A 20,159-nucleotide genomic window follows, 5' to 3' on the forward strand; every position below is an offset into this window, starting at 1 on the left:
CAGCAGTGGCTAATGCATACAAACAAGCTGGTGTTGATATCGAAGCAGGCTATGAAGCCGTAGCAAGAATGAAAAAGCATGTCCAAAAAACAGCCCGGGCCGGCGTCTTGGGCGGCCTCGGCGGTTTTGGCGGGATGTTTGACTTATCGACCCTAAACTTAAAAGAGCCGGTCTTGGTGTCAGGAACGGACGGGGTAGGAACTAAACTAAAGATTGCTTTTGCGATGGACCGCCACGATACAATCGGCATTGATGCCGTGGCGATGTGCGTCAATGATATTGTCGTCCAAGGTGCAGAGCCATTGTATTTCCTTGATTACATTGCAACGGGCAAAGCGCTCCCCGAAAAGATTGAAGCAATTGTCAAAGGGATTGCCGATGGCTGCGAGCAAGCCGGATGTGCCTTAATTGGCGGAGAGACAGCGGAAATGCCTGGACTCTACCGTGGAAATGAGTATGACCTGGCAGGTTTTACGGTCGGGGCGTGTGAAAAGTCCAACTTGATTACTGGTGAAACGATTAAGGCAGGCGACGTCCTGATTGGTCTTGCGTCAAGCGGTATCCATAGCAATGGCTATTCCTTAGTACGGAAGGTATTTAATGATTGGTCATTGATTGAATTTGTGAATGAACTTGGCTGCACCTTGGGAGAAGAATTGCTGAAACCGACAAAAATCTATGTAAAGCCGATTTTGTCAGCATTGAAAAAATTCAACATTAAAGGCATGGCCCATATCACTGGGGGCGGATTTATCGAGAATATCCCAAGGATGCTCACCAAAGGACTAGGGGCGGAGCTCGATGAAAAAAACTGGAATATTCCATATGTGTTTAAGCTGATCTCAGAGCTTGGACAAATTGACTATAAAGAGATGTATAATATTTTTAATATGGGAATTGGTATGGTAATAGCGGTGAATAAGGAAGATGCTGCTGATGTGCTTGAACACTTTAAACAATGCGGCGAAACCCCTTATGAAATCGGAGTAGTAACTGATAGCGAAGGCATCAAAATTAATGGCAGGGGTGGACGTCGATGAAAAATATCGCAATCTTTGCATCCGGAAGCGGAAGTAATTTTCAAGCGATTGTCGACGCTGTCCAAGCGAACCAGCTTTCAGCAAACCTCTCCCTGCTTGTTTGCGACCAACCTGGGGCTTATGTGATTGAACGGGCGCGGGAGGCTGAAATCTCTACATTTGTTTTTAACGCCAAAGACTATCCAAACAAGGAAGCTTATGAAGAAGAAATCGTCCTGTTATTGAAAAATAAACAAGTCGATTTGATTGTGCTGGCAGGCTATATGAGGCTGGTTGGCTCTACTTTGTTAAGTGAATATGAAGGACGGATTATCAATATCCATCCTTCATTGCTTCCTGACTTCCCGGGCAAGGATGCGATTGGCCAGGCATTAGCTGCAAACGCCAAATGGAGCGGCGTGACTATCCATTTTGTCGATGAAGGTATGGATACAGGGCCTATCATTGTCCGGGAACGGGTACGAATTGAGGAAAATGAAACGAGAGAAAGCCTACAGTGGAAGATTCAGGAGATTGAACACAAGCTATACCCATCCATTCTGCAGATGTTATTGACAAAAGGAGATGCATTACAAAATGAAAAAGCGCGCGCTAATTAGTGTATCAGACAAAAACGGGGTAAGCGAATTTGCAAAGGAATTGATCAATCTAGGATTTGAGATTGTTTCGACTGGCGGGACGAAAAAAATGCTTCAGGAACAGGGGCTTCCTGTTCTTAGTGTAACGGACGTTACCGGATTTCCAGAAATTTTGGAAGGCCGTGTCAAAACATTAAATCCATTTATTCACGGCGGCTTGCTGGCGAAACATGGCGAAGCAGACCATCAAAAGCAGCTTGAAGAGCATCACATCGATCCAATTCAGGTTGTTTGTGTCAATCTTTACCCATTCCAGCAGACAATTGAAAAGCCGGATGTGACGGTTGAAGATGCGATTGAGAACATCGATATCGGCGGACCAGCAATGCTTCGCGCTTCTGCAAAAAATCATCAATATGTTACCGTGGTTGTCGACCCTGTTGACTATGAAACCGTACTTGCAGAGTTAAAAGCTGACGGGGAAACAACGCTAGAAACAAGACGAAAGCTTGCTGCTAAGGTATTCCGTCATACTGCTGCTTATGATGCGTTAATTGCGGAATATATGACCAACCTAGCTGAGGAAGAAAATCCGGAGAAATTAACGGTTACCTATGAATTGAAGCAATCGCTTCGTTACGGAGAAAACCCTCATCAAAAGGCTTCTTTTTACAAAAAGCCGCTTGGTTCCAAATTCTCGATTGCTTATGCCGACCAGCTTCATGGCAAAGAGCTTTCCTATAATAACATCAACGATGCTGATGCAGCGCTGCAAATCGTGAAAGAGTTCACGGAACCAGCAGCAGTTGCCGTTAAGCATATGAATCCGTGCGGAGTCGGCACGGGAAAAACTGTCTTCGAAGCCTTTGAAAAGGCGTTTGCTGCAGACCCCGTTTCCATTTTCGGCGGAATTATTGCTTTAAACCAGGAAGTGGATGCAGAGACAGCCCGCAAGCTCCATGAAATTTTTCTAGAAATTATTATTGCCCCTTCGTTCTCGAAGGAAGCGATTGAGGTTTTGACATCTAAAAAGAACCTGCGTCTGTTAACCATTCCATTTGAGCAGGGACAAAAAGTGGAACGGAAAATGACGACGATTGAAGGCGGACTGCTCATGCAGGACCAAGACCGTTATAGCCTTGATGATGCCAATATCACAATTCCAACGAAGAGACAGCCAACGGAGGCTGAGTGGGCAGCGTTAAAGCTGGGCTGGAAGGTTGTTAAACATGTGAAATCCAATGCTATTGTCGTTTCTGACAAGGACATGACCCTTGGAATCGGTGCTGGACAGATGAACCGTGTCGGCTCAGCAGAAATTGCCCTTAAGCAGGCAGGTGCAAAAGCTGAAGGTGCGGGGCTTGCTTCCGATGCTTTCTTCCCAATGGACGATACCGTCGAAGCTGCAGCAAAAGCAGGTATTACAGCGATTATTCAGCCGGGCGGCTCCATTCGTGATGCGGATTCAATTAAAAAAGCGGACGAATATGGAATTGCTATGGTGTTTACTGGCGTCAGACATTTTAAACATTAATCGGGGTGAAGAACAGTGAAGATTATGGTAATTGGCCGCGGTGGTAGAGAGCATGCGATTTGCCGGAAAGCGAGCGAAAGCCAGCAGGTGGAGAAAGTGTTTGCTGCCCCTGGCAATGCTGGCATGACAGATGTGGCAGAGCTTGTTGCGATTGAGGAATCCAGCCACAAACAACTGATCCAGTTCGCCAAGGAACAGGGCGTCGCTTTAACGATAATCGGTCCAGAGGTGCCGCTTCTTGAGGGATTGGCCGATAAGTTTTCTGAGGCGGGGCTAAGGGTATTTGGACCGCGTCAGGCGGCGGCTGAAATCGAAGGAAGCAAGTCATTCGCCAAGGAATTAATGGAGAAATACCAAATTCCAACGGCTGATTATGCTGTCTTTACTTCTTATGACGAGGCCCGTCAGTATGTTGAAGAGAAGGGTGCTCCAATTGTCATAAAGGCGGATGGGCTGGCAGCAGGGAAAGGTGTTACCGTGGCCATGACCATGGAGGAAGCACTGGAAAGCCTCAAAAGCATGTTATTGGATAAACAGTTCGGCGCTGCTTCTGCCCGGGTAGTGGTTGAGGAATTTTTGGACGGAGAAGAATTTTCCTTAATGGCTTTCGTCAATGGCGAGGTAGTGATTCCGCTTGAAATCGCCCAGGATCATAAACGGGCTTTTGACGGCGATAGAGGACCGAACACCGGCGGGATGGGTGCCTATTCACCGGTGCCGCAAATTGGCGCAGAAATTGTTCAGACAGCCGTTGAAACTATTCTGAAACCAGCGGCCAAAGCAATGGTTCAAGAGGGTAGAAGCTTTTGCGGGATTTTATATGCCGGTCTGATTAAAACGGAGAACGGTCCGAAGGTAATTGAATTCAATGCTCGTTTTGGCGACCCGGAAACTCAGGTAATTTTACCGCGCTTAAAATCAGACTTAGTTCAAGTGGTGAATGAATTGTTGGATGGCGGCACACCTGTTCTGGAGTGGGATGAAGAGGCCATGCTGGGAGTGGTGGTCGCTTCCAAAGGATATCCTGGGGATTACGAAAAAGGTGCTGTACTAGACGGTTTATCAGAATTGGACGCTGAACAGGTTTATGTTTTTCATGCGGGAACAGCTAAAAACGAAACTGGTGATTTTGTGACCACTGGAGGCCGAGTTCTTTTGGTGGGTGCTAAGGCTGGGAACTTGGCAGAAGCACAGGAAAAAGTTTATGCTGAGCTTGTAAAATTAACGTCCGAAGGTGTTTTTTACCGGAGGGATATCGGTTTTAAGGCTATCGCGCACGTCTTCTAGATTCAAGGGCTGCCGCACCTGCGGACAGCCCTTTTTTAAAAATTTACTAATTTAAACATCAGGTCGGATTATACGGCATGGCATCCCCGGTCAACCCTTCAATCCCATCAGCGGCATCAATGTTTCCATCAACAGATCCGCCGAGTTTCCCTTCATCGACCATACACTGATACTTCTCAAATAATGCCGTCATTGGACAGTAGCGGACAATTCCCTCCGCCACCTTCATGGCCGCACAAAGAGCGACGAACAAGTAGGAATCTCTCCATGGCTGCTTCACCAATTTAGCAGTGCACCAAGAAAGCAAGGTAAGTCCAACAGTAATACGGATTAGGGCGTTTAAAATCCCTATGTTTGGTGTAATTTTCATTTTTGTTCACTCCTTCACAAAAGTTTTACAATATTTATCATTTTCTTTACTGCTTTAAATTACAAAATATGATAGTATAATAACTAAGAAATTTGTAAGGGTTTTCTTTATTGTGAAATCAAACAATTTATAAATAGATACGTTTCATTTTAGGGAGGGATTTTGTATGCTGGAACAGCGCTACCGCTGGAAAAACAGACAATTACGCATGCATGTATCCGTTTTGGATGGGACAACAGCCCCCACCATTCTGTTAAAAAACGCCTTATACTTAAATCAGACGTTTAAGAAATGGATGCGTGCCAATATTTGGATATATGACGATCGGATTGTTTATGTTGGCGAGAACCTGCCTGCCAACACAGAAAACTGTGAAATCATTGATTGTACGGAACAAATCCTTGTTCCAGGTTATATTGAACCACATGCTCATCCGTTTCAATTATATAATCCCCATACTCTTGCGGCCTATGCATCGCAGTTTGGAACCACGACATTAATTAATGACAATATGGCCCTTGCTTTGAATTTACCAAAAAGGGAAGCGTTTTCATTATTGCGGGATTTCCGCTCGATTCCATCCACAATGTTTTGGTGGTGCCGGTTTGATTCGCAAACAGAAATTTTGTATGAGGAAGAAACTTTTTCACACAGTAATATTAAGTCCTGGCTAGAGCACGACGCGGTCCTTCAGGGCGGAGAGCTGACGGGCTGGCCAAAGCTTTTAAACGGCGATGATATGATGCTTCATTGGATTCAAGAGGCAAAACGGATGCGCAAGAAAATCGAAGGCCATTTTCCTGGCGCTTCGGAAAAAACCTTGGCAAAGATGATGCTTTTGGGGGCTGATTGTGACCATGAGGCAATGACGGGTGAGGAAATTTATAACCGCCTCATGCAGGGCTATATGGTTTCCCTACGCTATTCGTCAATTCGCCCTGATCTGCCTGATATTCTTGATGACATGAAGCGGATGGGAATTGACGCATATGATAGATTAATATTTAATACGGACGGAGCTACTTCGACTTTTTACGAGCAGGGCATAACCGATGCTATGATTCGGATTGCAATTGAAAAAGATGTTCCGGTTATTGATGCCTATAATATGGCCTCAGTTAATATTGCTAGATACTATGGCATCGACCACCTTCTCGGGAACATTGCCACAGGCAGAGTAGCAAATATTAACTTCTTATCAAGCGTTGAAAATCCAACACCGGTATCTGTACTGGCTAAAGGAAAATGGGTAAAACGGAATGGAATGAAGGTTGAGGAAGCCTACCCTGCTGTTGATTGGTCACAGTATGGTTTAAAGCCGATGAAATTAGACTGGGAATTAACAATGGACGACTTGCAATTTTCCATGCCGTTCGGAATCAAAATGGAGAATTCTGTTATCACGAAACCATATTCCATTGCCATTGATGTTTCGGGAGATGAATTGACAACCGATCATGATGAGTGTTTCTTTACCTTGATTGACCGCAAAGGGAAATGGCGGATTAACACGATGTTAAAAGGATTTGCCAATAATTTATCTGCACTGGCAAGTTCCTTTTCCAATACAGGGGATATCATTTTAATTGGAAAAAACAAGCAGGATATGCTTTTGGCATTTAATAGAATGAAAGAATTGGACGGAGGGATCGTCCTAGTCGAAGGCGGGGAGGTTGTTTGCGAGCTGCAGCTGCCATTGGCTGGAATTATGTCAAATCTTCCGATGGAGGAGTTAATGGTTCAGGAGAAACGTCTGCTTGAGGAATTGAAAAATCGAGGCTACAACTTTTCCGATCCGATTTATAGCTTGTTGTTTTTCTCAACGACGCATTTGCCGTATATTCGGATTACCCAGCAGGGGATGTATGATGTGATGAACAAAACAGTACTCTTTCCATCGATAATGCGTTAAACTATAATTAAGTTAATGATTTAACGCGCGAAAGTGATTGGATGTATGGAGAGGAAACAGGGGTGTTGACTGGATGAAAAAATGGGCTGTTGCAGCAGCAGCGCTTCTTATACTGTTCTCTGGATGCAGTAAGAAAGAAGAAACGGTAAAACCACTGGAACCAAAAGAAAAAGTGGTTGACAAGGTAGTGGAAAAAGAAGAAAAGAAGGAAGAAATCGCCTACTATTTTCCTCTTACTGGCGTAAAATCAGAAACGAAAACAGATGGAAGAGCAGTCGCAGTCATGATTAATAATCATCCAAAGGCTAGGCCGCAATCAGGCTTGTCTAAGGCGGATATTGTCTATGAACTTATTGCAGAAGGGGATATGACCCGTTTCTTAGCTGTCTTTCAAAGTGAAAAGCCGGCAAATATAGGTCCGGTAAGAAGTTCACGAGCCTATTATATTGATCTGGCCAAAGGTCTAAACGCTCTTTATATCGCCCATGGGTACAGTGAAGAAGCAAGGCAGATGCTTGAGAGCAACTATGTTGATAACTTAAATGGAATGCAATATGATGGTACATTGTTTAAGCGGTCCAGTGCCCGCAAAGCACCGCATAACTCGTACATTACGTACGAAAACATTTTAAAGGGTGTTGAACAAAAGCACTATACGATGGATAAAACACCACCCAGCTTTACATTTTTAAAAGAGGACGAAAAGAGTAAGGTCACAGGAAATGAAGCAAAATCTGTGATGATTTCCTACTCAAGAGGAGGCATCTCTGATTCGACTTTTACGTTTGATCCCCAGTCTGGCAAGTACAAACGCTTTTCTGGCGGTGAACAGACCGTGGATTTAGAAAATAATGAGCCAGTCCTATTGGATAATATTTTTATCATTGAAGCAGTTCACCAGGTTTATGATTCGGCAGGCCACCTGAAAGTGGATTTAAAATCCGGAGGAAAAGCCTACCTGCTGCAAATGGGAAAAGTAAACGAAGTGAATTGGGCGAACAAGGACGGACGAATTGTTCCGATGAAGGAGGGCCAAGAGGTTCCCCTCATTCCAGGAAAAACATGGGTCAATGTAGTGCCGGCTAAACCAGGCCTTTCTCAAAGCGTCTCATTTGATGTACAATGATTTATACGGTAAAGGGGAAATTATATGCAAATTAATAAACTACGTGGTAAAGAGCTTGACCAATTGTTTAAAGCCGTTCTTTCATTGAAGGACCTGGAGGAATGCTATCGTTTTTTTGATGACTTATGTACGATTAACGAAATTCAGGCTTTAGCCCAGCGCCTGGATGTAGCTAGAATGCTCCGTGAAGGAAACACGTACCACAAAATTGAATCGGAAACTGGAGCAAGCACAGCTACCATTTCACGCGTAAAACGATGCTTGAACTTTGGAAACGACACCTATGAAATGGTCTTAGAGCGGATAAAGGAAGAAAACAGCCAGGCATAACCTAAATATCAAAAAACCGGAGTAGAAAGTCTCTCCGGTTTTTTCTTTTTAGCTAATAGGAAAGTATAAATTCAACTACGCCTCTGTCTTCGTCCTATCGGACTCGCCAATCGGCGAGTTTCCATTTACCATACCGATATTTTCCAAAAATAGTTTCATTGTATTGTTTTTGTATCGAATGCTCTAGTGCTATAATGGTTTAATGGAATTATGAATTGGGGGGCTTAATAGATGTATGATGTTCACGCGTGGCGCCACGTGTTCAAACTCGACCCAAATAAAGAAATATTGGACGAACAACTTGAAAAAATTTGCGAATCTGGTACGGATGCCGTGATTGTCGGCGGAACGGACGGAGTCACGCTTGAAAATGTTCTTGATTTGATGGCTAGGATCCGTCGCTATACTGTGCCCTGTGTACTTGAAATATCAAACATCGAAACCGTAACCCCCGGCTTCGATCTTTATTTTATCCCAACCGTCCTAAATAGTACCGATACAAAATGGATTACCGGCCTTCATCATCAAGCGGTGAAGGAGTTTGGTGAAATTATGGATTGGGGAGAAATAGTCATGGAGGGCTACTGCATCCTTAATAGCGATTGCAAAGCAGCTAAACTTTCCTCCGCCAATGCACAATTAACCATTGATGATGTTAAGGGCTATGCGATGATGGCGGAAAAAATGTTTAATCTGCCCATTTTTTATTTAGAATACAGTGGCAAATACGGCGACTTGCAATTGGTTGCTGACGTGAAAAAGGTGCTTAATAACACGAAGCTGTTTTATGGCGGCGGCATTTCAACTCCTGAACAGGCTGCAGAAATGGCCAAGCACGCGGATGTAATTGTAGTAGGAAACGCTATTTATGATAACTTTGACCTAGCATTAGAAACCGTGAAGAGTGTCCGATAAAAGTTGCTTAAGGACACAGATTCCGTTATGATAAAAATAAGAACGAATGTTTGTATTTGGTGGTGGATAGATTGCAATATTTAACTGATAAATTGATAAACGGCTTGAACCCGGAGCAGCAAAAGGCTGTAAAAGCCACGGACGGACCGCTGTTGATCATGGCCGGGGCCGGAAGCGGCAAGACGAGAGTGTTAACGCATCGAATTGCTTATTTAATTGTGGAAAAACGGGTTAATCCCTATAATATTTTGGCTATTACATTTACGAACAAAGCTGCCCGAGAGATGAAAGAACGGATTGCGAAAATGATGGGCGGCGCTGCAGAAGAAATTTGGATTTCTACCTTTCACTCGATGTGTGTCCGCATTTTACGCCGTGACATCGACCGTATCGGGTTTAACCGAAATTTTACGATTTTGGATTCAAGCGACCAGCAATCCGTCATTAAAGGGATATTAAAGGAAAAGAACATTGATCCAAAGAAATTTGACCCGCGGGCGATTCTGGGTTCCATCAGCTCTGCTAAAAACGAACTCATTGACCCGGAAGAATATGCAAAAACCTCTGGGGGCTATTTCGAACAGGTTGTCAGCGATGTTTACGAAGAATACCAGAAACGCCTCCGGAAAAATCAGGCCCTGGACTTTGATGACCTGATCATGAAGACGATTCAATTGTTCCAGCGTGTGCCGGAAGTATTGGAATACTATCAGCGCAAGTTCCAGTATATTCACGTGGATGAGTATCAAGATACGAACAAAGCACAATATTTACTGGTCAAACTGCTGGCAAACCGCTTTAAAAACCTTTGTGTTGTCGGCGACTCCGACCAGTCCATTTACCGCTGGAGAGGTGCGGATATTGCCAACATCCTTTCCTTTGAAAAAGATTATCCAAACGCTACAGTCATTCTTCTTGAACAAAACTACCGCTCTACCAAAAGGATTCTTTTGGCAGCCAATAAAGTGATTGAAAAGAACTTTAACCGTAAGGCGAAAAATTTATGGACGGAAAATCCTGAAGGAAACAAAATTGTTTATTACCGTGCCGACAGCGAGCAGGGCGAAGCACAGTTTGTTACAGGCAGAATTAAGGAACTGACCCGCGATGGGAAGTACAAGCTTTCGGACATCGCCATTTTGTACCGTACGAACGCCCAGTCCCGTGTAATGGAAGAAGTCCTGCTTAAATCAAACATCGGTTATGCCATTGTCGGCGGTACGAAGTTCTATGATCGAAAAGAAATCAAGGATATGCTTGCCTATTTGCGATTAATCTCCAATCCAGATGATGACATCAGCCTGCAGCGAGTAATCAATGTTCCGAAACGCGGCATCGGTTCAAGCTCGCTTGATAAAATTATTGATTTTGCCGCGATGCATGATCTGTCGATTTTTCAAGCGCTTGACTCCATTGATTTAATTGGTTTAAGCCCAAAAATAACAAAAGCGGCAGCAGAATTCCGCGATTTAATCAAAAATTATACGAATATGCAGGAGTTTCTATCCGTAACTGAATTAGTGGAAGAAGTCCTCGATAAAACCGGCTATAGCGAAATGCTAAAGGCAGAAAAATCCATAGAAGCGCAAAGCCGCTTGGAGAACCTTGAGGAATTGTTATCTGTTACGAAAAACTTTGAAGAAACAAATGATGATAAAACCCTTGTTGCCTTTTTAACTGATTTAGCTCTTGTTGCCGACATTGATTCCATGGATGATGACGGGGAAAAGGCAGACTCAGTTGTTTTGATGACCTTGCATTCCGCAAAAGGACTCGAGTTCCCCATTGTATTCTTAATTGGTATGGAAGAAGGGGTTTTCCCGCACAGCCGCTCCTTGATGGAAGAGGTGGAAATGGAGGAGGAACGCCGTCTTGCCTATGTAGGAATCACAAGAGCAGAGCAAAATCTGTTCCTTACAAATGCCCAAATGAGGACCCTGTTTGGACGGACTAATATGAATCCGGCGTCTAGGTTTATTAGTGAAATTCCCGAAGACCTTTTGGAAGTCTTTGAACCGGAAAGACGGCATTCGCCGTTTGGCTCAAGAAGTTCTTCTTTTTCATCGAGCGGCAGTTCATTTGGCTCGAGCCGTTCTTCCTTTGCAGGGTCACGTTCTTCCTTCGAATCTGCCGGGGCTTCAGGAACCGGCCGGGGTACATTTGGCACTCCTGCCTCTCCACGTAAGCCAGTTATGCGCCCAGTTTCAGCTGCTTCGGGCGGTGAGGGAGCTGACTGGAAGGTTGGCGACAAAGCTGAACATGGAAAATGGGGCATTGGGACCGTTGTCAGTGTGAAAGGACAGGGAGAAGGCACCGAACTCGATATTGCTTTTCCAAGTCCAACTGGCATCAAACGCCTGCTTTCCAAATTTGCACCGATCAAAAAGGTGTAACGATTTTTCCTGAAAAATCGTCTTAAAGTAAGTGAAAAATAGGTTTCCTCATTTTTATTGGGGAACTTGCTGCAATTAGATGAGGAAAGGGTTGGATATATGGACCTTCAAACCGCTGAACAAAAAATATCCGAAGTGCGGACACTATTAAACCAATACGGTTATGAATACTATGTCTTAGACAAACCATCCGTACCGGATGCTGAATATGACCGATTGATGCAGGAGCTATTGGAGCTTGAAGAAAAGTTCCCCCAATTAAAAACACCTGACTCTCCGTCTGTAAGGGTTGGCGGAGAGGTTCTTGATGTTTTTGAAAAAGTCGAGCATCGAACACCGATGCTGAGCTTGGGCAACGCTTTTAATGAACAGGACTTAAGAGACTTCGACCGCCGTATCCGTCAGGCTGTAGGGGATGACTTTTCATATGTCTGCGAGTTAAAGATTGACGGCCTTGCAGTTTCTTTACGTTACGAAGACGGTTTGTTTATCCAGGGGGCTACCCGCGGTGATGGTACAATTGGCGAAGATATAACGGCAAATCTAAGAACAATTAAATCCGTTCCGCTCCGCCTCACAGAATCTGTGTCCTTGGAGGTCCGCGGTGAGGCCTTTATGCCGAAGCGTTCCTTTGAAGCGCTGAATGAGGCAAGGAAAGAGCGGGGGGAGGAGCTATTTGCCAACCCAAGAAATGCGGCGGCAGGCTCACTCCGCCAGCTTGACACGAAAATGGCGGCTTCCCGGAGACTGGATATCTTTTTATATGGAATTGGAAATCCAGGGGACCTCGGCGTCGTCTCGCATAGCGAAGGCTTAGATTACTTGGACAAACTTGGGTTTAAAACAAATAAAGAGCGGAGAAAGTGCGTCAATATCGATGAGGTAATTGACTATGTAAATGGCTGGGTGGAGAAGCGCCCGCATCTGCCTTATGAAATTGACGGGATCGTTATTAAGATTGACTCCTTAGAACAGCAGGCTGCTCTTGGAACGACTGCCAAAAGCCCGCGCTGGGCAATAGCATATAAGTTCCCGGCTGAAGAAGTTGTAACGACTTTGAAGGATATTGAATTAAGCGTCGGCCGCACCGGCGTTATTACACCTACAGCTATTTTAGAACCGGTTAAAGTGGCTGGAACCACTGTGCAGCGTGCTTCCTTGCACAATGAGGATCTAATCCGAGAGAAGGATATCAAAATTGGCGACAAGGTCGTCATTAAAAAAGCGGGCGACATTATCCCGGAAGTCGTCAATGTTTTGGCTGATCAGCGCACAGGAGAAGAGGTCGATTTTCATATGCCGACACACTGTCCGGAATGTGAAAGCGAACTAGTCCGATTAGAGGGTGAAGTGGCCCTTCGCTGCATTAATCCGAAATGCCCGGCGCAAATCCGTGAAGGTTTAATCCATTTCGTGTCACGGGATGCGATGAACATTGATGGCCTTGGGGAAAAGGTCATCAGCCAGTTGTTTGCCGAAAAATTAATCAGCGATGTGGCTGATATTTATAAGCTATCCTATGACCAGCTTATTGCCCTTGAAAGAATGGGAGATAAGTCGGTTTCCAATCTGTTAAAAGCGATTGAAGCCTCTAAGGAAAACTCGCTGGAAAAACTGCTTTTCGGGCTTGGCATCCGTCATGTCGGGGCAAAAGCGGCAAAAACTTTGGCCCAGGAATTTGGGGCAATGGAAAGATTAGCGTCTGCTTCCAAAGAAGATCTGATTGCCATCAATGAAATCGGTGATAAAATGGCTGATTCCATCGTCAGCTTTTTCGAACAGGAAGAGGCAACCGAACTGCTTCAGGAATTAGCTTCTTTTGGAGTGAACATGGAGTTTAAAGGGGTAAGAAAGGTATCCGCCGAGGAATCTAATTCTATTTTTGCCGGCAAGACGGTGGTATTAACCGGCAAACTGGAACGCTTATCGAGAAATGAAGCAAAAGAAAAGATTGAGGCGTTAGGCGGAAATGTGGCGGGAAGTGTAAGCAAGAAAACCCACTTGGTCATTGCTGGTGAAGATGCAGGCTCCAAGCTCGCAAAAGCACAGGAACTGGGAATTGAAGTGTGGGATGAAGAGAAGCTCCTTGAAGAATTAAATAAGTAAGAGGTGTCAGTTTTGAGAAAACTCTCATTGCTCGCGCTTTCCCTTGTCTTTTTGCTGAGTGCCTGCGCACCTACTTTTCAAAAGCAAAATGAAGAAGTGCAAACAAAGGAGAAGGATAAAGGGAAGGCGATTATTCCGAAATATAATATTTCAGATAAATATTACCGGACCATTCTGCCATTTGAGCCGGGGCAGGCCCGCGGATTGGTCGTCAATAATATCAATACAAGATATGATTTAAACGAGTTTGAAATGGGTTTAATGCGTATAGCCCAAAATAGCTTTGATACTGATAAATATTATTTCCGTGAAGGACAGGAAATCAAGGAAAAAACGGTAAGACAATTGCTGAGCCGACAATATACAGAGGAGCAGCTAAAGGCAAAAAGCCTGAAGGCAGCGGATAATATCGGATTAAACCCTGTTGATACAGGCCCGCCAGGGGAACCGAGCAGTCCGCTTTATTTAGCACATATTTTGGAGCATGATTATTTAACAAAGGATGATAAAGGTAACGTTTCACTAGGCGGAATTACCATTGGCCTTGCCCTTAATTCAACCTACTATTACAAGGTTCAAGTCGATAGCGGTACTGTTGAAAAAGAGCAGCATATTGACTTTGCAGACATGGAACGCGAAGGAAAGAAAATAGCGGAAGAAATGATCAAACGAATTAGGACCATGAAAAATGTAAGCGACGTTCCAATCACGATTGCATTATTCGCCCAGCAAAGCAAATCTTCGGTTGTGCCAGGAAATTTCATTGCATATACAACAGTTGATAAAGGCAGCTCAAGTCTAAACTCATGGGAAAAAGTCGACGAAAAATATTATTTATTCCCATCCAGTGATGCCCAGGAAGCACACCGCGATGATACAATCGCCTTTTTAAACTTTAAACAGGATGTTGAAGAATATTTTCCTAACTTCAACGGCGTGATTGGCCGGGCGTTTTACGTAGGCGATCAGCTGCAAAATTTGGATATCACGATTCCAATTCAATTTTACGGAAAAACAGAGGGAATTGGATTTACCCAATATGTCACGGGATTGGTCATGGAGCATTTTCCTGAATACATTTCGGTATCAGTAAACGTGACCTCCGTGGACGGCCCTGAAGCACTGATTGTCCGTAAAGCCAATGAAAATGAACCGTTTGTGTATATTTACCAATAAGATTCGGCCGGCGGCCGGGTCTTTTTTTTTTGGTTAACAATCTATTTTTCGAGGCAAAATAGGATTGTTTCTCTGCGAAATTCGCCGCCTCCTGAAGAGGGGGTTTTCAGTGTATTTTTAGACAACCTATTATTTTTTCCGTAAGGATTAAATGATTTATTACATAGGAGGAATTTTAGCATGGTACAACCATATAAACATGAGCCGTTAACAGATTTTACTGTGGAAGAAAACCGCCAAGCCTATCTTCAAGCCTTAAAAACAGTTGAAGGATATTTAGGACAGGATTATCCGTTAATTATCGGCGGTGAAAAAGTGACTACTGAGGAAAAAATCGTTTCCTATAATCCCGCCAACAAAGAGGAAGTATTCGGCCGCGTGTCAAAGTCCAATAAAGAACTTGCAGAAAAAGCGATGCAGGCGGCCGTTGAGGCATTTAGAACATGGAGAAAAACCAAGCCGGAAGTCCGTGCAGATGTGCTTTTTAAAGCGGCAGCTATTATCCGCCGCCGCAAGCATGAGTTCTCTGCTTTGATGACAAAAGAAGCGGGTAAGCCGTGGAGAGAAGCAGATGCTGACACGGCAGAAGGAATTGACTTTTTAGAATTCTATGGCCGGCAAATGCTTGTCTTAAAAAATGGTGTGCCTGTACAAAGCCGTCCCAACGAATTTAACCGTTACGATTATATTCCGCTTGGTGTAGGTATTATCATTTCACCATGGAATTTCCCATTTGCAATCATGGCAGGTACTACCGTTGCCGCGATTGTTTCTGGCAACACGGTACTGTTGAAACCTGCATCCACGACACCAATTATTGCAGCTAAATTTGCGGAAGTAATGGAAGAAGCAGGATTGCCAAAGGGTGTACTAAACTTCGTTCCAGGCAGCGGCGCCGAAGTGGGCGACTACTTAGTTGATCATAAGGATACACGTTTCATCAGCTTCACTGGTTCCCGAGATGTTGGCCTGCGCATTTTCGACCGCTCTTCCAAAATCAGCGAAGGACAGCTTTGGATGAAACGATTAATTGCCGAGATGGGCGGTAAGGATACGATTGTTGTGGACAGTGAAGCAGATCTTGAATTGGCTGCACAATCCATCATGGCATCAGCATTCGGATTCTCCGGTCAAAAGTGTTCTGCATGTTCTCGGGCTGTTATTGTTGAGGACGTATATGATCAAGTATTGAATCGCGTCGTGGAATTGACTAATCAAATAAAAGTTGGCGAGCCATCTGAACAAGATACTTTCATGGGCCCTGTTATTGATAATAATGCTTTCAAGAAAATCATGGAATACGTTGAAATCGGTAAGTCAGAAGGCAAATTGATGACTGGCGGCGAAGGAGATAGCTCCAAAGGTTACTTCATCAAGCCAACTATATTTGCTGATTTAGATCCGAAGTCCCGCATCATGCAAGAGGAAATTTTCGGACCGGTGGTAGGTTTCTCAAAAGCGAAGGATTTCAACGAAGCGCTTGAGATAGCCAACAATACTGAATATGGCTTAACGGGTGCGGTTATTACCAAAAACCGTGCCCATATGGAGCAGGCACGCGAGGACTTCCATGTCGGTAATCTTTACTTCAACCGCGGTTGTACGGGTGCCATTGTCGGCTACCAGCCATTCGGCGGCTTCAACATGTCCGGAACAGACTCTAAAGCTGGCGGCCCTGACTACTTGCTTCTTCATATGCAAGGAAAAACAACATCGGAATTGTATTAGTTATATATGAGACCTCTTCCCTTTTGGATTCGGAAGAGGTCTTTTGTTTTGTGAAGGACAAAATTAGTTGTTTTGAGCTGGATATTGTCCTTCATCGGGGTTATGAAGGACAAAATAGAGTGTAGTAAATCTGAAAGTGTCCTTCACCAACCATAATGCAATCTTAAAAACTCTTTTATTTTCCCATTAATTACAACCAACTGTTCTTCTGATGGGATATGCCCCATATTAAACACTTCATAGTTTGCTAGATTGGGGATGATTTCCTTAGCTGCCGGACCTATTTTCTTCTCTGGAAAAAACACATCCTTACTGCCGGCGATAACCATGGTAGGAGCGGTGTAACGCAGTAACTCCCTCTTTTCCGTCAGCTTAGGCATATCCTGTTCAAGCTTCGTATAGTTGAAGATGCTACAGATAATCTCTTTATCTATTTCTTTCATAAAACCATCAGACATATTATCCGCTATTTTCTGCAGTTGGGCTGCCGACTTGGTTCCCTTGAAAAACATCAACGGAACTAAGATTTTTCTAATCATCTCTAATTTTGAACCAAGCGCAATCCCTGCTGGACAAAATAACACCGAACAAGCTATCTTCTCAGGCAAATACGCAGCGAGCCTTAATAAGATTCCGGCACCGTAGGATGGACCTGCAAAAGTGGCCTTTTCTACACCGAAATAGGTCATTAACTCTGAAATCCAGCGGGCAAAACTATCATCTTTCGCCGAAATCCTGTTCTCTGCACTATACCCGGGATGGCCAATCGTATCAGGAGCATAAACCCTGTAGTGTTCAAAAAGAGGTTTAAACCATGACAATGTCATCGGGTTGATGCAATTTCCCCCTTGAAAAACAAATAACGGTTTCCCGTCTTTTGGGCCCGTAATCAATACATGTGTCCTGCCGAAAGAAGTCTCCACATAAACTCTTTCCATTTCTACCCCAAAAGAATCCACGTAATTCTTATAGAATCTAAGAATCTTTTGTTTACCTTCATCACTTTTATAAATTGTGTGTTCCGCCATTTCACACCTCAGTCACCATTGGTTATTCCAATATTATCCACCAAATAATAGGTTTATGACAATAATGTGAAACCATTCACAAACAACAGCGGATTGTGACGAACCTCACAAATTTTCAAAAGACGGGAGTTTACAATTTAACTATAAATGAAACCTTAATAACCATTAAAAATAACTAAACAAAACATATAGGGAGCGGCCCAACATGAAAAAATTAGTAATGATCGGTAACGGAATGGCTGGAGTCAGGACAATCGAAGAAATCCTTAAACTTGCACCTGAACATTTTGAAATCACCATTTTTGGAGAAGAACCACATCCAAACTATAACAGAATTAAGCTATCAAATATTCTTCAAGGCGATACTAGTTTCGATGAAATCATTATCAACCCGTTGGATTGGTACAAAGAAAACAATATTCAATTATATACAGGCGAAGCTATTGTAAAAATTGACGCAGAAGCCAAACGGGTCATCAGTGACCAAGGCCGTGAAGTTGAGTACGATGAATTAATTATCGCAACAGGTTCCAAGTCTTTTATTTTGCCAATTCCAGGTACGGATAAACAGGGTGTGACCGGTTTTCGTGATATCCATAATTGTGAAATGATGATCAAATCATCAAAGGAATACAAAAAAGCTGTTGTTATCGGCGGCGGTCTGCTTGGCCTTGAAGCTGCAAGAGGCCTGCTAAACCTAGGAATGAAAGTGGATGTTGTTCACTTAATGCCGTCGCTAATGGAACGCCAACTGGACCATATTGCAGCATCTATGCTTAAGGCAGAACTAGAAGCCCAAGGTATGAACTTTTTAATGGAAAAGGAAACCGTTGAAATCCTTGGAGATGAGCGGGTAACCGGACTACGCTTTAAAGATGGTTCAGAAGTAGAAGCCGACCTAATTGTCATGGCAATAGGCATCAAATCAAACACAGAAGTGGCCAAAAACAGCGGCATCTATGTAAACAGAGGCATTGTCGTAAATGACTTTATGGAGACCAGTCTTCCTCACATTTACGCAGTCGGAGAATGTGCCGAACACAGGGAAATTGTCTATGGTTTAGTGGCGCCATTGTACGAACAAGGGAAGGTCTTGGCGAATCGCATCAGCGGCTTCGAAGCGGAGCCATATAAAGGTTCAGTAACAGGCACCCAGCTTAAGGTAGCAGGGGTTGACCTTTTCTCAGCGGGGGAAATCTTTGAAGACGGCACAACAAAATCAATCATGGCCTACAACGAATATGACGGCATTTATAAACGGATTCTAACAAGAGATAACAGGATTGTTGGGATTGTCCTTTACGGTGATACAAAAGACAGCACAAAACTGTTTCGGATGCTAACGAAACAGGAAAACATCAGCGGCATGACCAGCGTATCGATTCTTCAGTCAGAATGCAGTGCAAGCGGCTCCTCCAGTGATGACATTGCCTCCATGCCAAATGATGAACTGGTGTGCGGCTGTAATGGCGTTACCAAAGGAACCATTGTCGAGGCGATCAAAACACAAGGGTTGACCACTCTAGATCAGGTCAGCCATTGCACAAACGCCGGCCGCTCATGCGGACGCTGTAAACCAATGGTCGCAAGCATACTAGAACATACTCTCGGCGACCAATTTGACGCATCAGCAGCTCAAAAAACAAGCATTTGCGGTTGCACAACCTTAAGCCGCGAGGAATTGGTTCAAGAAATCAAAGTAAAGGGCTTAACAAGTGTCAAAGAAGTCATGAACGTTTTAGGCTGGAACAACGAGGAAGGCTGTACAAAATGCCGACCCGCGATTAATTACTACCTCGGCATGATTCACATGGACGAGTATAAGGATGACCGCGATTCCCGCCTTGTTAACGAAAAAATGCACGCTAATATCCAAAAGGACGGAACCTATTCCGTTGTGCCGCGAATGTACGGCGGGGTGACAACACCACAGGATTTAATAAAAATTGCCAAAGTGGCCGAGAAATACAATGTTCCATTAGTAAAACTAACCGGCGGCCAGCGGATTGGCTTGTTTGGCATCAAAAAAGAAGACCTGCCAAGCATTTGGGAAGAGCTTAATATGCCATCAGGGTATGCTTACGGAAAAACGCTTCGCACCGTCAAAACCTGCGTCGGTGCCCAATTCTGCCGCTATGGTACACAGGACTCAATGGCACTTGGCATTGAGCTTGAAAAGAAATTTGAGCGTCTTGATACGCCGCACAAAGTGAAGATGGGGGTATCTGCTTGCCCAAGAAACTGCTCTGAAGCAGGTATCAAGGATATCGGTTTCGTCGGCATTGATGGAGGCTGGGAAATCTATGTCGGCGGCAACGGAGGGGTTGACCTTCGCACTGGTGACCACTTATGCACGGTGAAAACCCAAGAAGCGGTGATCGAAATGACCGGCGCCTATCTGCAATACTATCGTGAGACAGCAAACTATCTGGAGCGTACTTCCAAATGGCTAGAGCGCCTGAGCTTAGAGCATATCCAAGGGGTCTTGGCAAACGAGGAAACACGCAAAGCCTTAAACGAACGGATGGACAAAACTTTGAAAAAATATATCGAGCCATGGGATGAAGCCATTCATAGTGAAGAAATTCAAGAGAAATATTATACTAAACATACCATTAAGGTCGGAGAGTGAGCAA

Annotated in this window: 15 protein-coding genes; 13 read left to right on the top strand and 2 right to left on the bottom strand. The window is 44.1% G+C overall.

Going from position 1 to position 20,159, the window contains the following annotated elements; translation table 11 throughout:
* Positions 1-5 precede the first annotated feature (5 nt).
* The 4 genes from purM to purD are packed head-to-tail and all read left to right on the top strand — an operon-like array spanning position 6 to position 4,439.
* A complete protein-coding gene (gene purM, locus ACZ5B7_RS01630; protein WP_423800455.1) occupies positions 6-1,040 on the top strand; it encodes a phosphoribosylformylglycinamidine cyclo-ligase in 1,035 nt (344 codons plus the stop codon).
* A complete protein-coding gene (purN, locus tag ACZ5B7_RS01635) occupies positions 1,037-1,639 on the top strand; it encodes a phosphoribosylglycinamide formyltransferase (protein ID WP_464492361.1) in 603 nt (200 codons plus the stop codon). Before purM ends, purN begins: the two co-directional genes overlap by 4 nt.
* The gene (purH, locus tag ACZ5B7_RS01640; RefSeq protein ID WP_464492362.1) at positions 1,617-3,152 is read left to right on the top strand and encodes a bifunctional phosphoribosylaminoimidazolecarboxamide formyltransferase/IMP cyclohydrolase; all 1,536 of its coding nucleotides are present in this window, start codon (positions 1,617-1,619) and stop codon (positions 3,150-3,152) included. The genes purN and purH overlap by 23 nt, the downstream gene beginning before the upstream one ends.
* A gap of 15 nt (positions 3,153-3,167) precedes the next feature.
* Positions 3,168-4,439, top strand: coding sequence for a phosphoribosylamine--glycine ligase (gene purD / locus ACZ5B7_RS01645; RefSeq protein ID WP_464492363.1), 1,272 nt, complete (start codon positions 3,168-3,170; stop codon positions 4,437-4,439).
* Positions 4,440-4,497: 58 nt separating this feature from the next.
* Here the strand turns inward: purD and ACZ5B7_RS01650 are convergent, their stop codons facing one another.
* Positions 4,498-4,809 carry a YgaP family membrane protein gene (locus ACZ5B7_RS01650; RefSeq protein ID WP_464492365.1) on the bottom strand — a complete coding sequence of 104 codons (312 nt, stop codon included), beginning with the start codon at positions 4,807-4,809 and terminating at the stop codon, positions 4,498-4,500.
* Positions 4,810-4,975: 166 nt separating this feature from the next.
* Between ACZ5B7_RS01650 and ACZ5B7_RS01655 the strand changes: the two genes are divergently transcribed.
* The 8 genes from ACZ5B7_RS01655 (at position 4,976) to pruA (ending at position 16,495) form a co-directional block, all read left to right on the top strand.
* The gene (locus ACZ5B7_RS01655; protein ID WP_464492366.1) at positions 4,976-6,721 is read left to right on the top strand and encodes an adenine deaminase C-terminal domain-containing protein; all 1,746 of its coding nucleotides are present in this window, start codon (positions 4,976-4,978) and stop codon (positions 6,719-6,721) included.
* A 73-nt stretch (positions 6,722-6,794) separates the two neighbouring features.
* Entirely contained in the window at positions 6,795-7,847 is a 1,053-nt protein-coding gene (locus tag ACZ5B7_RS01660) for a DUF3048 domain-containing protein (RefSeq protein WP_464492367.1), read from the top strand.
* A gap of 24 nt (positions 7,848-7,871) precedes the next feature.
* Positions 7,872-8,177, top strand: coding sequence for a YerC/YecD family TrpR-related protein (locus tag ACZ5B7_RS01665; protein ID WP_213147778.1), 306 nt, complete (start codon positions 7,872-7,874; stop codon positions 8,175-8,177).
* Between the two features lie 231 nt (positions 8,178-8,408).
* Positions 8,409-9,092 (top strand): heptaprenylglyceryl phosphate synthase, encoded by a 684-nt coding sequence (gene pcrB / locus ACZ5B7_RS01670; RefSeq protein ID WP_464492368.1) that lies wholly within the window; start codon positions 8,409-8,411, stop codon positions 9,090-9,092.
* A 71-nt stretch (positions 9,093-9,163) separates the two neighbouring features.
* Positions 9,164-11,485, top strand: coding sequence for a DNA helicase PcrA (pcrA, locus tag ACZ5B7_RS01675; protein ID WP_464492369.1), 2,322 nt, complete (start codon positions 9,164-9,166; stop codon positions 11,483-11,485).
* 99 nt (positions 11,486-11,584) lie between these two features.
* Entirely contained in the window at positions 11,585-13,591 is a 2,007-nt protein-coding gene (ligA, locus tag ACZ5B7_RS01680) for an NAD-dependent DNA ligase LigA (RefSeq protein WP_464492370.1), read from the top strand.
* Between the two features lie 12 nt (positions 13,592-13,603).
* Complete coding sequence (locus tag ACZ5B7_RS01685; protein ID WP_464492371.1) at positions 13,604-14,767, top strand: CamS family sex pheromone protein; 1,164 nt, start codon at positions 13,604-13,606, stop codon at positions 14,765-14,767.
* A gap of 180 nt (positions 14,768-14,947) precedes the next feature.
* Positions 14,948-16,495, top strand: coding sequence for an L-glutamate gamma-semialdehyde dehydrogenase (pruA, locus tag ACZ5B7_RS01690; RefSeq protein WP_464492372.1), 1,548 nt, complete (start codon positions 14,948-14,950; stop codon positions 16,493-16,495).
* Between the two features lie 143 nt (positions 16,496-16,638).
* Here the strand turns inward: pruA and ACZ5B7_RS01695 are convergent, their stop codons facing one another.
* Entirely contained in the window at positions 16,639-17,523 is an 885-nt protein-coding gene (locus ACZ5B7_RS01695; protein WP_464492373.1) for an alpha/beta fold hydrolase, read from the bottom strand.
* Between the two features lie 205 nt (positions 17,524-17,728).
* Between ACZ5B7_RS01695 and nirB the strand changes: the two genes are divergently transcribed.
* The gene (nirB, locus tag ACZ5B7_RS01700) at positions 17,729-20,155 is read left to right on the top strand and encodes a nitrite reductase large subunit NirB (RefSeq protein WP_464492374.1); all 2,427 of its coding nucleotides are present in this window, start codon (positions 17,729-17,731) and stop codon (positions 20,153-20,155) included.
* The last annotated feature ends 4 nt before the right edge of the window (positions 20,156-20,159 follow it).

It is taken from the genome of Neobacillus sp. S1115, assembly GCF_055385565.1.